The following is a 12,665-nucleotide window of genomic DNA, read 5'->3' on the forward strand; positions in this document are numbered from 1 at the left end:
ATAGAGTAGCTGCATGGCGCAAAGACGGGGCACGCTGGCATCGATCGCGGCGGAGGTGGGGGTGTCCCGCACGACGGTGTCGAATGCGTACAACCACCCGGATCAGTTGTCGCCGGAGCTGCGGGAGCGGATCCTGGCGGTGGCGCGGGCGCGGGGCTACACGGGGCCGGACCCGACGGCGCGGAGCCTGCGGACGCGCCAGGCGGGGGCCGTCGGGGTGATCTTGACGGAGCATTTGGGCTACGCGTTTGAGGACCAGGCGTCGATTGATTTCCTGGCTGGGCTGTCGGAGAGCTCTGCGGGGGCGGGCACGGCCCTGACGCTCATTCCGCTCGGCCCGAACCAGGGCACGGGAATCAGCCCGCTCATTGCGGGCGCGCTTGTCGACGCCTTCGTCGTCTACTCCGTCCCCCAGTCCGAGCCCCATCTCGCGGCAGTGCGCGCCCGCGGGGTGCCGGTGGTGGTGTGCGATCAGCCGTACCCGTCCGGCGGCGGCGCGTATGTGGGTATCGACGACGCGGAGGCGGTCAAGCCGGCGGCGCGGGCGCTGGTGGAGGCGGGGCATGAGCGGATCGGGATCGTCGGCAAGCGGCTGTTCAGCGACGAGTCCCGCGAGGGTGCCGTCACCCCGGCGGAGGTCGCGTCTGCCGACATGCACGTCCAGCGCGGCCGCATCCAGGGGGCGCTGGAGGTGTTCGCGGAGGCGGGCATCTCAGAGGTGCCCATCGTGACGCGGCACTTCAACGACCACGCCTCAGCAGTCGATGCCGCACGCGCGCTTTTCGATGCCTCCCCCCACCTCACCGCCGTCCTCTGCACCACCGACTCAATGGCGTTGGGGGTGCTGGACTACTGCGCCCGGGCGGGCCTCCACGTGCCCGGCGATGTGTCCGTCACGGGTTTCGACGGCGTTGAACAAGCGCTCGCCCGGGGACTCACGACAGTCGTGCAGCCCAACAAGCTCAAAGGGGAGACCGTGGGGAAGGTGCTCACCGAGCTGACCGAGCTGACCGAGCTGACCGAGCTGACCGAAGCCGCGGGGGAAGCAGAAGCAACGCCGCCGCGCATTCTTCTGCCGACGGAATTCAGCCGCGGGCAGACTGTCGCGCCGCCGCGAGCTCGGTGAGGAAATCCGCGACCTCGGCGACGGAGCCGAGCTGGTGGCTCGCGGCAGTGGCAGTGGTTGAGCATGCGGCAGGAGCAGCGGCGCCGGAAGCCTTGGCGGGCCGGACCTTGACGCCGACATCTGGTCCCGCACTCGCGCCCGCGCCCGCACCCGTGTCGAGGACTTCGAGCGCGGTCTCGTCGGTTACGTCGTCGCCGGCGAACAAGGTCGCTGCGTACCGGGTCTTCTCGGCGGCGAGCCAGGTGCCCTTCGTGATGTCGACGGCGGAGAACTCCAGAACGTTGTGTCCGGGCGTGACGGGTCGGCCGTCCGTGGGGATCTCCCTGGCCCGCGCGAGGAGCGAGGCGGCGGTGTCGGGGTCGGCGGCGGCGAGTTTCGCCACGTGCAGGACGCGCTGGTAGGGCTTGATTTCGATGAAGGCGGAGGGGTGGGCGTCGATAAGCGGGGCGAGTTCGTCCTGGATCCGCGCGAGGTACGCGCGGTCGTCGTCGCTGAGTGTGGGCCCGCCTGAGGCCGGTTCGGCGCCGTGCGAACCGACGAGGGTGACGGGCGGGCCGAGCGGGCAGACCCGGCGCAGTCCGTCGAGGTGGCGGCCCGAGAGAATGGCGACGCCCGTGCCCGGCAGCCCGGCGAGGGTCTCCAGCGCGGCAAGCGCGCGCGGGTCGGGGGTGACGGCGTACGCGTCGGTGCCCAGGGGACAGATGGTGCCGTCGAAATCCATGCAGACCAGCAACGTTTCAGCGCCGGCGAGGCGGTCGAGGGCGGTGCGCGGGTCGGGCAGCGTCATTGGGCGACCAACTTGATGGTGGGGCGGTCGAGGGCGTCGGAACGCAGCTTGAGGGTGATCACGTCGTCGGTGAGATGCGCGATGTCGAATTCCGCGCCCTCGGTGAGCAGCCCGGTGAGCTGGTCGTGGACGCGGCGGGAACCGCCGATGCAGTCCTCGCGCACGTCCCCGACGCGCACCCCCTTGAGACGCACCTCGCCGTCGCTGATGTCCGCTCCGGCCTGCAGGGGCGCGCAGGCGGTGCGCGCGGTGAGCGACTCTGCACCGAAGACGACGAGTGCGCGGCCCGCTGCGTCGGCGGGCACAGCACCGGGGGTGTCGGGGTCGGTGTAGACGGCCGTGACTTCCCACGTGCGTCCACCCAGGACGTGGTCGGGGGCGGGGGAGCAGCCGGCGAGCAACAGGCAGGCGGCTACCGGGAGGACGCGTTTCATCGCTCCACCTCCCGCAGCGCGCCGAGGAATGAATCGGCCCAGTGCGCGACATCGTGCTCGAGGACCTGCGCATTCATGGCCAGCATGGCATCTCGCGCCTCAGGGCTATTTTGCTTGTCGACGGCCCCCATAATCGCCCCTTTCACCGACTCAATGTCGAACGGGTTGCACAGGTGCGCCCGGTCCAGCTCCACTGCCGCGCCGGCGAACTCGGACAGCACGAGTGCGCCGCTGCCGTCCGGGTGACAGGCGACGTACTCCTTGGCCACGAGATTCATTCCGTCCTTGAACGGGGTGACCAGCATGATGTCGGCGGCGGAGTAGTAGTCCCGCAGCTGGGACTTGGGCACCGAGTGGTGCTCATAGTGCACGACCGGGTTGCCGAGCTTCCCGTACCGGCCGTTGATGCGCCCGACCGCCTCTTCTACGCCCGCGCGGGTTTTCTTGTAGCTGGCGATGCGCTCACGCGATGGTGTGGCTACCTGGATCATGGCGACGGACTCGAGGCGGCCTTCGTCGAGAAGCTCTTCGACCGCGGTGAGGCGCTGCAGGATGCCCTTGGTGTAATCGAGCCGGTCCACGCCCAGCATCAAGGTGCGGGGGTTGGCGACGGAGCCGCGGACCTCGGCGATTGCGTTGTCGCCGGCACGCGCGAAGCCCGACGTGTCGATTGAGATGGGGAACGTGCCTGTACGCGGCGCCGCGGTGGCGAGTTCCCGGAAGTTGGCTTCGTCGCGCGTGCGCTGGAAACCGATCAGGTCGGCGCCTTCCAGGCCGCGGAGGACCTCGTCGCGCCACGGCAACTGCCGGAACAAGTCCGGAGCAGGGAAGGGGATGTGCAAGAAGAACCCGATGGTCACGTCCGGGCGGAGCTCGCGCAGTATGCCCGGGACGAGCTGGAGCTGGTAATCCTGCACCCAGACGGTGGCGCCTTCCGCCGCGACATCGGCCGCCGCGCGCGCGAATTTCTCGTTGACCGAGCGGTACTGCTGCCACCAGGAGCGGTGGTAGATCGGGGTGACGATCAGGTCGTGGTACAGCGGCCAGAGCGTGGAATTGGAGAAGCCCTCGTAGAAGAGGTGGTAGTCATCGTCGTCAAGCTGCACGGGGCGGAGAGTGACGCCGTCGTTGTCGAACGGCTCGAAGCTCGCTCCCGGCTCCCCGGGCCAGCCAACCCAGCAGCCCTGATTCGCCTTGAGTACGGGCGACAAAGCCGCCACGAGTCCGCCCGGCGACGCCACCCACTTCCCGCCGACATGGTCGACCGGCAAGCGGTTGGCGACGACGACGAACTGGCTATCCCTCATCGCTGGACGACTTCTTGGCTGCCTTCTTCGTGGTCTTCTTAGCGGCTTTTTTCGCCGTCTTCTTCGTGGTCTTTTTAGTGGACTTCTTCTTCGAAGCCTTCTTGGCGGTCTTCTTCGTCGCCTTTTTCTTGGCTGCCTTCTTCGTGGACTTCTTCTTCGCAGCCTTCTTAGTGGCTTTCTTCGCGGAGGAGCCTTCCTCCTCAGCCTCGGCGATCTCGGCCTCGAAGTCCTCTGCGAACTGCTTGTACACCAAGCCCAGGGGCTCGATGCCGAGCATGCACATGAGCGTCACACCGTCGACAAGATCTTCCGCGTACGTGGACACGATCCGGCGCGCGCCGGAGGCCGTCTGCTCCTCGACCGTGTGGACGGCTGCATCCGGGTTGGGGCGGCTGTCGGTGATCTTTGGGGGCACGAAAAACCTCCTGAGGGTCTTGCCTGGCGGTGAACAGTAATGACCCGTCTATTCTACGCCATCGCCGCCTGCGCTGGGCAGCGTCCCTGGACTCTGCTTGCCCGGCTGCTTGGGGTGCTTCCGCGCCAGCGGGTTCTTGAGGTTCGGGTGCTTCTTGTTGGCTGCCTGTTTCTTCGCCGGCTGCTGCTTGGCCATCTCTTTCTTGGCTTGGTTCCGGGCGACCTGCTCCGCGCGCAGCTTCGCGGCGGCCTGCTCGGCGCGGCGGATCTGCTGGAACGTGATGCGGCCCGCGGCGCGGAAGGCGCGGTAGGGGTTGAAGGTCTGCGGGCGGCGGATGCGGCGGGCGATCCACTCGCCGAGAACCACGCCGCCGGAGAGGGCCATGCAGGTGCTCACAGCCAGGAAGATGTTGTTCAACCCGAGCACAGTCTGGTCGTTGAGCAGGGCGTACATGCCGCGGTAGACACCGGAACCCGGCAGGAACGGCGTGACGCCGGCGACCTCCGTGATCAACGGGGCGATCAGGTAGCGGCGGGCGATCAGACCACCGGCGAGACCGACCATGACCGCGCACACCGCAGTGGCGAAAAGGCGCCCAGAACCGAACGGGATGAGGAAGGCGTAGTAGGTGAAACCGCCGAAGAAAGCGGTGGCTGCGGTGGCGATGATCGCCGGTACCTCCGCGTACACGGCGAGGGCGAAGCCGGCGGCGGCGAAGACCCCGCCCAAACTGCGCACAATCGCGGACTGGTACGTCGGGGTAGGCGGCTGCGTCTCGATCGGTGGCAGACCTGCGCCGAACATGTCCGCCACCTGGATGCCGCCAGCCACACCGGCGATGATCGCGCCGGTGAACAAGATGGCCTGGAAGAAGCGGCCGCTGGCGGTGACAGGCGAACCTGTGACCCCGTCCTGCAGCGACTGGACCAGTGTCAGGCCAGCCAGCAGGACGACGATGCCCGTCGCGATGACTTGGCTGGGCACGATCGTGGTGCCGGCGCGCGTCGCCAGTGTATAGAAGACCGCCGCCGGCACGGTGGCCACGAAGCCGCCCACGACGCAGTGGTAGAAGTACGGCAGCTGCTTTTTGCCCATCCACGCGTTGATCACTGTGATGAGGGAAGCGGTGACGGCCCCCAGTGCGGACATAAGCAGGTCGCCGCCGAGCAGGATCGCAATCGCGGCACCCATGAGCGCCCAACCCGCGATGGACACCCACTTGGAGTACGGGGGCGGCGCGGCGTCGAGTTCGTCGAGAATCTTCTCCGCGGTCTCCGGCGGGGTGGCGCCCGCACGGATCGAGCGGATCAGGCGGTCGACCTCCTGGAGTTTGGAGAAATTCTCCGACATGTCCGTGACCACGCGGAAGACGTTCACCGGCTGTTTGCGCACGGTGCCGATCACGGAATTGATCGTGATGGTGTTCATCGTGATGTCCACATGGCAGTAGTGCAGACCGTACGAAGACGTCACGGCGTGAATCTGGGCCTTCGCGTCCGAACTGGTCGTGCCGTTGGAGATAAGGATTTCGCCGACGCGCGCGCCGATCGTCATCACGGCCGCGACCTGGGCGGGGTCTGTCAGGTCGACAGGAGCCAGAACCGACGGCGGCGGGGACGTGCGCGCTTGGTCGATGGTCGCCACCGGGGTATTGGTGCGCATCGTCTCACGCATATTCTTGAACACCGTTGCCACACCGTCACACTATCTGTCCCCGCTGCTCCACGCGAGGAGAGACCCCTTTTGTGGACCGGGCTGTTCTGCTTGTAGAATCTCGCGCAGTGCTGGAGTGGCGCAATCGGTAGCGCAACGGTCTTGTAAACCGTAGGTTGCGAGTTCAAGTCTCGTCTCCAGCTCCACGGACACCCCAGTTCAACGTGCACGTTGGCTGGGGTTGACGTTTTTCAGGCGGAACCGTGGACCGCAGCGGCCGCGTTTTCCGGGCGGCGGTGGAGGGGTCCCGACGAACTCCCCCGCAAGCCAATACAGGGGTACAGTGGACGTACAGGAAACGTTCAGCCCCCGCTTGTTAAATAGGTCTGTTCCTGCGTGACGTCCGCTCGAAGGCCGACGGGGCCTCGGTTGCCGTAGACGTCACCATGTCCAAGTTGTGCAAGGAAGAAAGTGACTGTCATGGCTGATACGCCCACTCCCCAAAATGTCAGGGTTCTCGTCGTCGACGATGAGCCGAATATTGTCGAGCTGCTCACCGTGTCCCTGAAATTCCAGGGTTTCGAGGTCGAGTCGGCAGAGTCGGGGCAGGAAGCGCTGAAGATGGCGCGCGAGCTGAAGCCCGAGGCGTACATCCTCGACGTGATGATGCCGGGGATGGACGGTTTCGAGCTTCTGGCGAAGCTGCGCAGCGAGGGCCTGGACGCGCCGGTCCTGTTCCTGACGGCGAAGGATGGCGTGGAGGACCGCATCCACGGCCTGACCATCGGCGCGGACGACTATGTGACGAAGCCGTTCTCCCTCGAAGAAGTCATCACCCGTCTGCGCGTGATCCTGCGCCGCGGCAACGTGACCGACGGGGAGTCGGAGGATTCCACGATCCGCTACGCAGATTTGACGCTCAACGACGACACGCACGAGGTCACCAAGGCCGGCCAGATCGTCGAGCTGTCCCCGACGGAGTTCAACCTTCTCCGCTACCTGATGCTGAACGCCGAGGTGGTGCTGTCGAAGGCGAAGATCTTGGACAACGTGTGGCACTACGATTTCGGCGGCGACGGCAACGTGGTGGAGTCCTACATCTCGTACTTGCGTCGCAAGGTGGACACCGGTGACACGCCGTTGATCCACACGGTCCGCGGCGTGGGTTACGTGCTGCGCACACCGCGCCAGTAATGGCTTCGCCGAGACCAGAGGTCGCCCCGGCGAAGGTTTCCCGCTTGGCCCCGACTCGGGTGCCCAGGTTCCGGCTGCGCACCCGGCTGCTCGTTATCCTCATGGTCATTTCCGGCTTGGGCTTGATGGGAATGTCCTTCGCTGTGTGGGGGCTGACGCGGGACCAGATGTACGAGCAGGTGGATAAGGACCTGCGCAGAGGCTTGACGACGTGGGCTCTCAGCCCCGACATCCGCAGTTCCTCCCCGGACACGTATCTGCCCAGCCAGTACATCCTCATGACGGCGGTGCCGGGGCAACCGCCGCGCATCGACAATATCGGCGGCTGCTACCCGAGGTTGTCGGAGTTGGTGTTCGACCGGCGTCCCCGCACTGTCGGCGCTGACTGCCTTTTCGACCAGAAGGAGGACCTGCGTTTCCGCGTGATCGCTGTGCAGGCGCCGGACGGCACGTCGACGGTGGTGGCTAAGTCGCTCGACCAAGAAAACGAGATGCTGGATGCGTTGGCGGCGGTGTTGGCGTCGATAAGCGTGCTTGTGCTGGGCATGATGGGCGCGGCCGGAACGTTCTTCGTGCGGCGCGCGCTGCTGCCGCTGAAGGATCTGGAGAATACCGCGCTGGCGATCGCCGACGGCAACATTGACTGCCGTGCGCCCGCGTGGCCACGCGACACCGAGTTCGGGCGCTTGTCCTACGCGATGAACACGATGGTCAGCCAGCTGCAGGAGACTCTCGACGAGTCGCGGGCGAAAGAAGAGCAGATGCGGCGTTTCGTCGGCGACGCGTCGCACGAGCTGCGCACCCCGCTGACGAGCGTGCGCGGCTACACCGAGCTGTATCGTGCGGGCGCGACCGACGATGCGGACATGGTGCTCAGCAAGATCGACGAGGAGTCCGCCCGCATGAAGCTGCTGGTCGAGGATCTCCTGGCGCTCACCCGCGCGGAGGGAACGCGCTTGAACCTGCGCGAGGTGGATGTGCTCGAACTGGTGCTGTCGGTGAGCAGCTCCGCGCGCGCCGCTTTCCCCGGGCGTGTGCTGGCCGTCGAGAACGACGCCGAGGACATTCCACTCGTCTCCGGCGACCCCGACCGTCTCCACCAGGTGCTGCTGAACCTGGTCAGCAACGCGTTCAAGCACGCCGGCGACGATGCCGAGGTGACCATCAAGCTGCGCGGGTACCTGGACAACGTGTACATCGACGTCATCGATAACGGCTGCGGCATGGCCCCGGAGGACGCGGACCACATTTTCGAGCGTTTCTACCGCGCCGACTCTTCCCGCAACCGCTCCAAGAGCGCCGGCGGCTCGGGGCTGGGGCTCGCGATCACGAAGTCCATCGTCGAGCAGCACGGCGGCGCAGTCACCGTGATGTCCGCGCCGGGCAAGGGCTCCAAGTTCACGGTGAGCCTGCCCCGGATGCGTGTCGGTGGAGTCGGCGGTGCAGACGGTGCGGGTGGTTCTGCGGGTCAGCCGGATAAGGCTTAAGAGCGGCCTAGGTTGGGCTCGTTTGGGGGGCCATTTTTGGGGCCGGTGGATCTAGATTCCATTCGCCCGAGTCCCGCAGCTTGAAAGCCCAGGCCAGTTTTAGTTGCTCTAACAAAAAGTGAATCTAGATCCACGGAGCCCCGGCCCGTGTCTGGTGCCTAGCGGCGGCCGTCCTCGCCGGTGCCCAACTCCGCACGCAGTTTCGCGGCGGCGGCGTCCATTTCCGCGGCGTCGGTGTCGTCGGCGCGCATGATGTTCTGCAGGCTGTAGCCCGACATGTCGTTGGCGGGGAACACGTGGATGTGCGCGTGCGGAACCTCGAAACCGGCGATGAGGTAGCCAGCGCGCTCGGAATCGAACGCCTTGATCACGGCGTTGCCGATCTCCTGGGCGATCTCGTTGGCGTGCAGCCAGACCGCAGGGTCCAGGTCGGTCCACTTGTCCACCTCGGCGACCGGCACCACGAGCGTGTGGCCGTACGCGATCGGCTCGATGGTCAAAAACGCGGCGACGGTCTCGTCGCGGTACACGAAACGGCCGGGGATCTCCCCGTTGATGATCTTGGTGAAGACTGTGCTCATGCCCGCCAAGGGTAGCGATACTATGGGCCGCATGCGCATCCTTGTGATCGGTTCGGGCGGCCGTGAACACGCCCTTCTCCATGCACTGGCAGGAACTGAAACTGACCCGCACGAGCTTCACGCCGCGCCGGGCAACGCCGGTATGGCGCGCCTGGCGGAGCTGCACAGCCTCGACGTGACTAATGCCGGCGCGACTGTGGAGCTGGCGCAGTCCATCGGGGCGGACCTGGTGGTCGTGGGCCCGGAACAGCCCCTCGTCGCGGGAGTGACCGACGCTCTCCGGGAGGCCGGCTTCGCGGTCTTCGGGCCGTCTAAGGCCGCCGCGGCGCTGGAGGGCTCGAAGGCGTTCGCGAAGGATGTCATGGCCTCCGCCGGTGTGCGCACCGCCGATGCGCGCCAGGTGACGGATGTCGCGGATGTCCCGGCCGCGCTCGACGCGTTCGGACCCAATTACGTGGTCAAGGACGATGGCCTGGCCGGCGGCAAGGGCGTCGTGGTCACCCCGGACCGCGCCGCGGCCCAGGCTCACGCCGAGGCGGTGCTGGCCGCCGGCAACCCGGTGCTGTTCGAGTCTTTCCTCGAAGGCCCCGAGGTCTCCCTGTTCTGCCTCGTGGACGGCGAGACCGTCGTGCCGCTGCTGCCCGCGCAGGATCACAAGCGCGCCTACGACAACGACGAGGGACCGAACACCGGCGGCATGGGCGCCTACACGCCGTTGCCGTGGTTGCCGGCGGACGGCGTGCAGCGCATTGTCGACGAAGTGGTTGCGCCCGTCGCCGCCGAGATGGTCCGCCGCGGCACGCCGTATTCGGGCCTCCTCTACGCCGGTTTGGCGTGGGGTGCCGAAGGCCCGGCCGTCGTCGAGTTCAACGCCCGTTTCGGCGACCCAGAGACGCAGGCCGTGCTCGCCCTGTTGGAGACCCCTTTCGCGGAGGTCCTCCATGCCACCGCGACCGGCACGCTGCACACCATCGGGCCGCTGGATTGGCGGGACGGGTTCGCGGTGACCGTCGTGCTCGCCGCCGAGGGGTACCCGGCCAACCCGCGCAAGGGCGACGTGATTACCGCCGCAGGCACGCTTATCGACGACGCCTCCCACGTCCTCCACGCCGGCACCTCCCGCGACGGCGACGCCTATGTGTCCGCCGGCGGCCGTGTGCTGAACATCCTCGGCACCGGGGCCACGTTGGAAGAGGCGGTGGAAGAGGCGTACGCCACCATCGGGAAGATCGATCTGGCCGGCTCGTTCTACCGCCGCGACATCGCCCGGCCCGCGATCGAGGGCACGATCACGGTCTAGCTGCCCCGGTGCGGGGCGCGTGCGATAATGGGGCGCGTGACTGACTCGAAACCCCGTAATGCGAATGTCCTGTCCAACCGCTACGCGTCGGCCGAAATGGCGACGCTGTGGAGCGCGGAGCACAAGATCATCCTGGAACGCCAGCTGTGGATCGCGGTGATGCGCGCGCAGCGCGACCTGGGCATCGACATCCCGGCAGACGCGATCGCGGCCTACGAGAAGGTGGTGGATCAGGTCGACCTAGACTCCATCGCCGAGCGCGAGCGGGTCACCCGCCACGACGTGAAGGCGCGCATCGAGGAGTTCAACGCGCTGGCGGGCCACGAGCACATCCACAAGGGAATGACCAGCCGCGACCTGACGGAGAATGTCGAGCAGCTGCAGATTTACCGTTCGCTCGAGCTGGTGCGGGGTCGTGCGGTGGCGGTGCTCAACGCGATCGGCAACCGGGCGGGCGAGTACCGCTCCATGGTGATGGCGGGCCGTTCCCACAACGTGGCGGCGCAGGCGACGACGTTGGGGAAGAGGTTCGCGTCGGCAGCCGATGAAATGCTGGTGGCTCTGGACCGTGTCGAAGACCTGTTGGGCCGCTACCCGCTGCGCGGCATCAAGGGCCCGATGGGCACCGCGCAGGACATGCTCGACCTGGTCGGCGGGGACGAGGCGAAGCTGAACCAGTTGGAGCAGGCCATCGCGAAGCACTTGGGCTTCGAGCGCATCTTCGACTCGGTGGGGCAGATCTACCCGCGTTCCCTTGATTTCGACGCGGTCTCCGCGCTGGTGCAGCTGGGTGCGGGCCCATCGAGCTTGGCCACCACCATCCGCCTCATGGCCGGCAACGAGACCGTAACCGAGGGCTTCAAAGAGGGGCAGGTCGGTTCGTCGGCGATGCCGCACAAGATGAACGCCCGCTCCTGCGAGCGCGTCGGCGGCTTCCAGGTGATTCTGCGCGGCTACCTCACCATGGTGGGCGACCTCGCTGGCCAGCAGTGGAACGAGGGCGACGTGTTCTGCTCGGTCGTGCGCCGCGTGGCGCTGCCGGACGCGTTCTTCGCTATCGACGGCATGATGGAGACCTTCCTCACCGTCTTGGCGGAATTCGGTGCCTTCCCGGCGATGATCACGCGCGAACTTGACCGCTACCTGCCGTTTTTGGCTACCACGCGCATCCTGATGGCGTCGGTGCGCGCAGGCGTGGGCCGCGAAACCGCGCACGAGGTGATCAAGGAGCACGCCGTGGCGATGGCGCTGGACATGCGCGAAAACGGTGCGGAGCAGAACCTAGTCGAGCGCCTCGCGGGCGACGACCGTCTGCCGCTCGACCAGCAGCAGCTGGAGGAAGCGCTTAAGGACCGCCACGCGTTCATCGGCGCGGCGGAATCGCAGGTGGACAATGTTCTCGCCCGCATCCAGACCTGGGCGAACAAGTACCCGGAGGCCGCTGGATACACTCCGGGAGAGATCCTGTAGCCGGGGGCGTAACATCGCACGCATGCGTCCAGAGCTTTCTGACTACAATCATCTCTCCGCCGGCAAGGTCCGCGAGATCTACGAGGTCGACGACGACACCTTGCTGATGGTCGCCACCGACCGTATTTCCGCGTTCGACTACGCACTTGAGCCGGAAATCCCGGACAAGGGCAAGATCCTCACCTACACCAGCGAGTTCTTCTTCGATCTGCTCGACGGGGTGCCCAACCACCTCGCGGGCCCGCTCGACGACGAGCGCATCCCGGAAGAAGTCCTCGGCAGCGCTTTCGTGGTGAAGAAGCTGGAGATGATCCCCTTCGAGTGCGTCGCCCGCGGCTACCTGACTGGGTCGGGCAAGAAGGAATACGACGCAAGCGGCGCTGTCTGCGGCGTCGCCCTGCCGGAGGGCCTGAAGGAAGCCTCGAAGCTGCCGGAGCCAATCTTCACTCCTGCCACGAAGGCGGAGCAGGGGGAGCACGACGAGAATGTGCGCTTCGAGTACGTCGTCAAGCATGTCGGTGAGGAGCTGGCTGAGAAGCTGCGCGCGACGACGCTGGACATCTACTCGCGTGCCGCGGAGTACGCGGAGACGCGCGGGATCATTCTGGCGGACACGAAGCTCGAGTTCGGACTCGATGCCGACGGCACGCTCGTGCTCGCCGACGAAGTCCTCACCCCCGATTCCTCCCGCTACTGGCCCGCGGACTCGTACGAGGAGGGCGAGAGCCAGCCGAGCTTCGACAAGCAGTACGTGCGCAACTGGCTGACGGGCCCGAAGTCGGGTTGGGACCCGAACGAGGGAACCCCGCCGCCGGAGCTGCCGGGCTCTGTCGTGGAGGCCACCCGCGACCGCTACATCGAGGCGTACGAGCGCCTGTCGGGCCGCAAGTTCGCTTAAAGGACGGGGCGCT

12 protein-coding genes and 1 tRNA gene are annotated in these 12,665 nt (G+C 66.6%); 7 read left to right on the forward strand and 6 right to left on the reverse strand.

All coding sequences use genetic code 11. The features are described from left to right. Positions 1-13: 13 nt before the first annotated feature. Complete coding sequence (locus QYR03_RS09645) at positions 14-1,126, forward strand: LacI family DNA-binding transcriptional regulator (RefSeq protein WP_259850368.1); 1,113 nt, start codon at positions 14-16, stop codon at positions 1,124-1,126. On the opposite strand, the gene QYR03_RS09650 is transcribed toward QYR03_RS09645, so the two are convergent. Genes QYR03_RS09650 through QYR03_RS09670 form a run of 5 tightly spaced genes read right to left on the reverse strand, consistent with a single transcriptional unit; the run spans position 1,086 to position 5,731 of the window. After that, the gene (locus QYR03_RS09650) at positions 1,086-1,913 is read right to left on the reverse strand and encodes a trehalose-phosphatase (RefSeq protein ID WP_259850369.1); all 828 of its coding nucleotides are present in this window, start codon (positions 1,911-1,913) and stop codon (positions 1,086-1,088) included. The genes QYR03_RS09645 and QYR03_RS09650 overlap by 41 nt on opposite strands. Continuing rightward, on the reverse strand, positions 1,910-2,347 hold the full coding sequence (locus QYR03_RS09655; RefSeq protein ID WP_259850371.1) for a hypothetical protein: 438 nt from the start codon (positions 2,345-2,347) through the stop codon (positions 1,910-1,912). The genes QYR03_RS09650 and QYR03_RS09655 overlap by 4 nt, the downstream gene beginning before the upstream one ends. Continuing rightward, positions 2,344-3,654, reverse strand: coding sequence for a trehalose-6-phosphate synthase (locus tag QYR03_RS09660; RefSeq protein WP_259850372.1), 1,311 nt, complete (start codon positions 3,652-3,654; stop codon positions 2,344-2,346). Before QYR03_RS09660 ends, QYR03_RS09655 begins: the two co-directional genes overlap by 4 nt. Then, positions 3,644-4,069: a histone gene (locus tag QYR03_RS09665; RefSeq protein WP_301713183.1), complete on the reverse strand. Its 426-nt coding sequence runs from the start codon at positions 4,067-4,069 to the stop codon at positions 3,644-3,646. The genes QYR03_RS09660 and QYR03_RS09665 overlap by 11 nt, the downstream gene beginning before the upstream one ends. A 48-nt stretch (positions 4,070-4,117) precedes the next feature. Beyond that, the gene (locus tag QYR03_RS09670; RefSeq protein ID WP_259850483.1) at positions 4,118-5,731 is read right to left on the reverse strand and encodes a threonine/serine exporter ThrE family protein; all 1,614 of its coding nucleotides are present in this window, start codon (positions 5,729-5,731) and stop codon (positions 4,118-4,120) included. Between the two features lie 121 nt (positions 5,732-5,852). On the opposite strand from QYR03_RS09670, the gene QYR03_RS09675 reads away from it, so the two are divergent. The 3 genes from QYR03_RS09675 (at position 5,853) to QYR03_RS09685 (ending at position 8,403) form a co-directional block, all read left to right on the forward strand. Beyond that, positions 5,853-5,928 (forward strand) — tRNA-Thr (locus QYR03_RS09675). 274 nt (positions 5,929-6,202) lie between these two features. Then, on the forward strand, positions 6,203-6,916 hold the full coding sequence (locus tag QYR03_RS09680; RefSeq protein WP_259850379.1) for a response regulator transcription factor: 714 nt from the start codon (positions 6,203-6,205) through the stop codon (positions 6,914-6,916). After that, positions 6,916-8,403 (forward strand): cell wall metabolism sensor histidine kinase WalK, encoded by a 1,488-nt coding sequence (locus QYR03_RS09685; protein WP_259850380.1) that lies wholly within the window; start codon positions 6,916-6,918, stop codon positions 8,401-8,403. The genes QYR03_RS09680 and QYR03_RS09685 overlap by 1 nt, the downstream gene beginning before the upstream one ends. 158 nt (positions 8,404-8,561) lie before the next feature. On the opposite strand, the gene QYR03_RS09690 is transcribed toward QYR03_RS09685, so the two are convergent. Then, positions 8,562-8,984: an HIT family protein gene (locus QYR03_RS09690; RefSeq protein WP_301713185.1), complete on the reverse strand. Its 423-nt coding sequence runs from the start codon at positions 8,982-8,984 to the stop codon at positions 8,562-8,564. 31 nt (positions 8,985-9,015) lie between these two features. Here QYR03_RS09690 and purD point away from each other — a divergent pair, with 31 nt between their 5' ends. From purD to QYR03_RS09705, 3 genes are all read left to right on the forward strand, one after another. Then, entirely contained in the window at positions 9,016-10,284 is a 1,269-nt protein-coding gene (purD, locus tag QYR03_RS09695) for a phosphoribosylamine--glycine ligase (protein WP_301713186.1), read from the forward strand. A gap of 96 nt (positions 10,285-10,380) precedes the next feature. Then, complete coding sequence (purB, locus tag QYR03_RS09700; protein ID WP_301979038.1) at positions 10,381-11,754, forward strand: adenylosuccinate lyase; 1,374 nt, start codon at positions 10,381-10,383, stop codon at positions 11,752-11,754. 22 nt (positions 11,755-11,776) lie between these two features. After that, the gene (locus tag QYR03_RS09705) at positions 11,777-12,652 is read left to right on the forward strand and encodes a phosphoribosylaminoimidazolesuccinocarboxamide synthase (RefSeq protein ID WP_259850388.1); all 876 of its coding nucleotides are present in this window, start codon (positions 11,777-11,779) and stop codon (positions 12,650-12,652) included. The last annotated feature ends 13 nt before the right edge of the window (positions 12,653-12,665 follow it).

The sequence above is a fragment of the Corynebacterium sp. P4-C1 genome (assembly GCF_030503595.1).
Taxonomy (GTDB): Bacteria; Actinomycetota; Actinomycetes; order Mycobacteriales; family Mycobacteriaceae; genus Corynebacterium.

What these genes read in the sequence shown, in the direction of transcription:
- QYR03_RS09645 (WP_259850368.1), top strand. Translation starts at nt 14, where the DNA reads ATGGCGCAAAGACGGGGCACGCTGGCATCGATCGCGGCGGAGGTGGGG.
- QYR03_RS09650 (WP_259850369.1), bottom strand. Translation starts at nt 1,913, where the DNA reads ATGACGCTGCCCGACCCGCGCACCGCCCTCGACCGCCTCGCCGGCGCT.
- QYR03_RS09655 (WP_259850371.1), bottom strand. Translation starts at nt 2,347, where the DNA reads ATGAAACGCGTCCTCCCGGTAGCCGCCTGCCTGTTGCTCGCCGGCTGC.
- QYR03_RS09660 (WP_259850372.1), bottom strand. Translation starts at nt 3,654, where the DNA reads ATGAGGGATAGCCAGTTCGTCGTCGTCGCCAACCGCTTGCCGGTCGAC.
- QYR03_RS09670 (WP_259850483.1), bottom strand. Translation starts at nt 5,731, where the DNA reads ATGCGCACCAATACCCCGGTGGCGACCATCGACCAAGCGCGCACGTCC.
- QYR03_RS09680 (WP_259850379.1), top strand. Translation starts at nt 6,203, where the DNA reads ATGGCTGATACGCCCACTCCCCAAAATGTCAGGGTTCTCGTCGTCGAC.
- QYR03_RS09685 (WP_259850380.1), top strand. Translation starts at nt 6,916, where the DNA reads ATGGCTTCGCCGAGACCAGAGGTCGCCCCGGCGAAGGTTTCCCGCTTG.
- QYR03_RS09690 (WP_301713185.1), bottom strand. Translation starts at nt 8,984, where the DNA reads ATGAGCACAGTCTTCACCAAGATCATCAACGGGGAGATCCCCGGCCGT.
- purD (WP_301713186.1), top strand. Translation starts at nt 9,016, where the DNA reads ATGCGCATCCTTGTGATCGGTTCGGGCGGCCGTGAACACGCCCTTCTC.
- purB (WP_301979038.1), top strand. Translation starts at nt 10,381, where the DNA reads ATGGCGACGCTGTGGAGCGCGGAGCACAAGATCATCCTGGAACGCCAG.
- QYR03_RS09705 (WP_259850388.1), top strand. Translation starts at nt 11,777, where the DNA reads ATGCGTCCAGAGCTTTCTGACTACAATCATCTCTCCGCCGGCAAGGTC.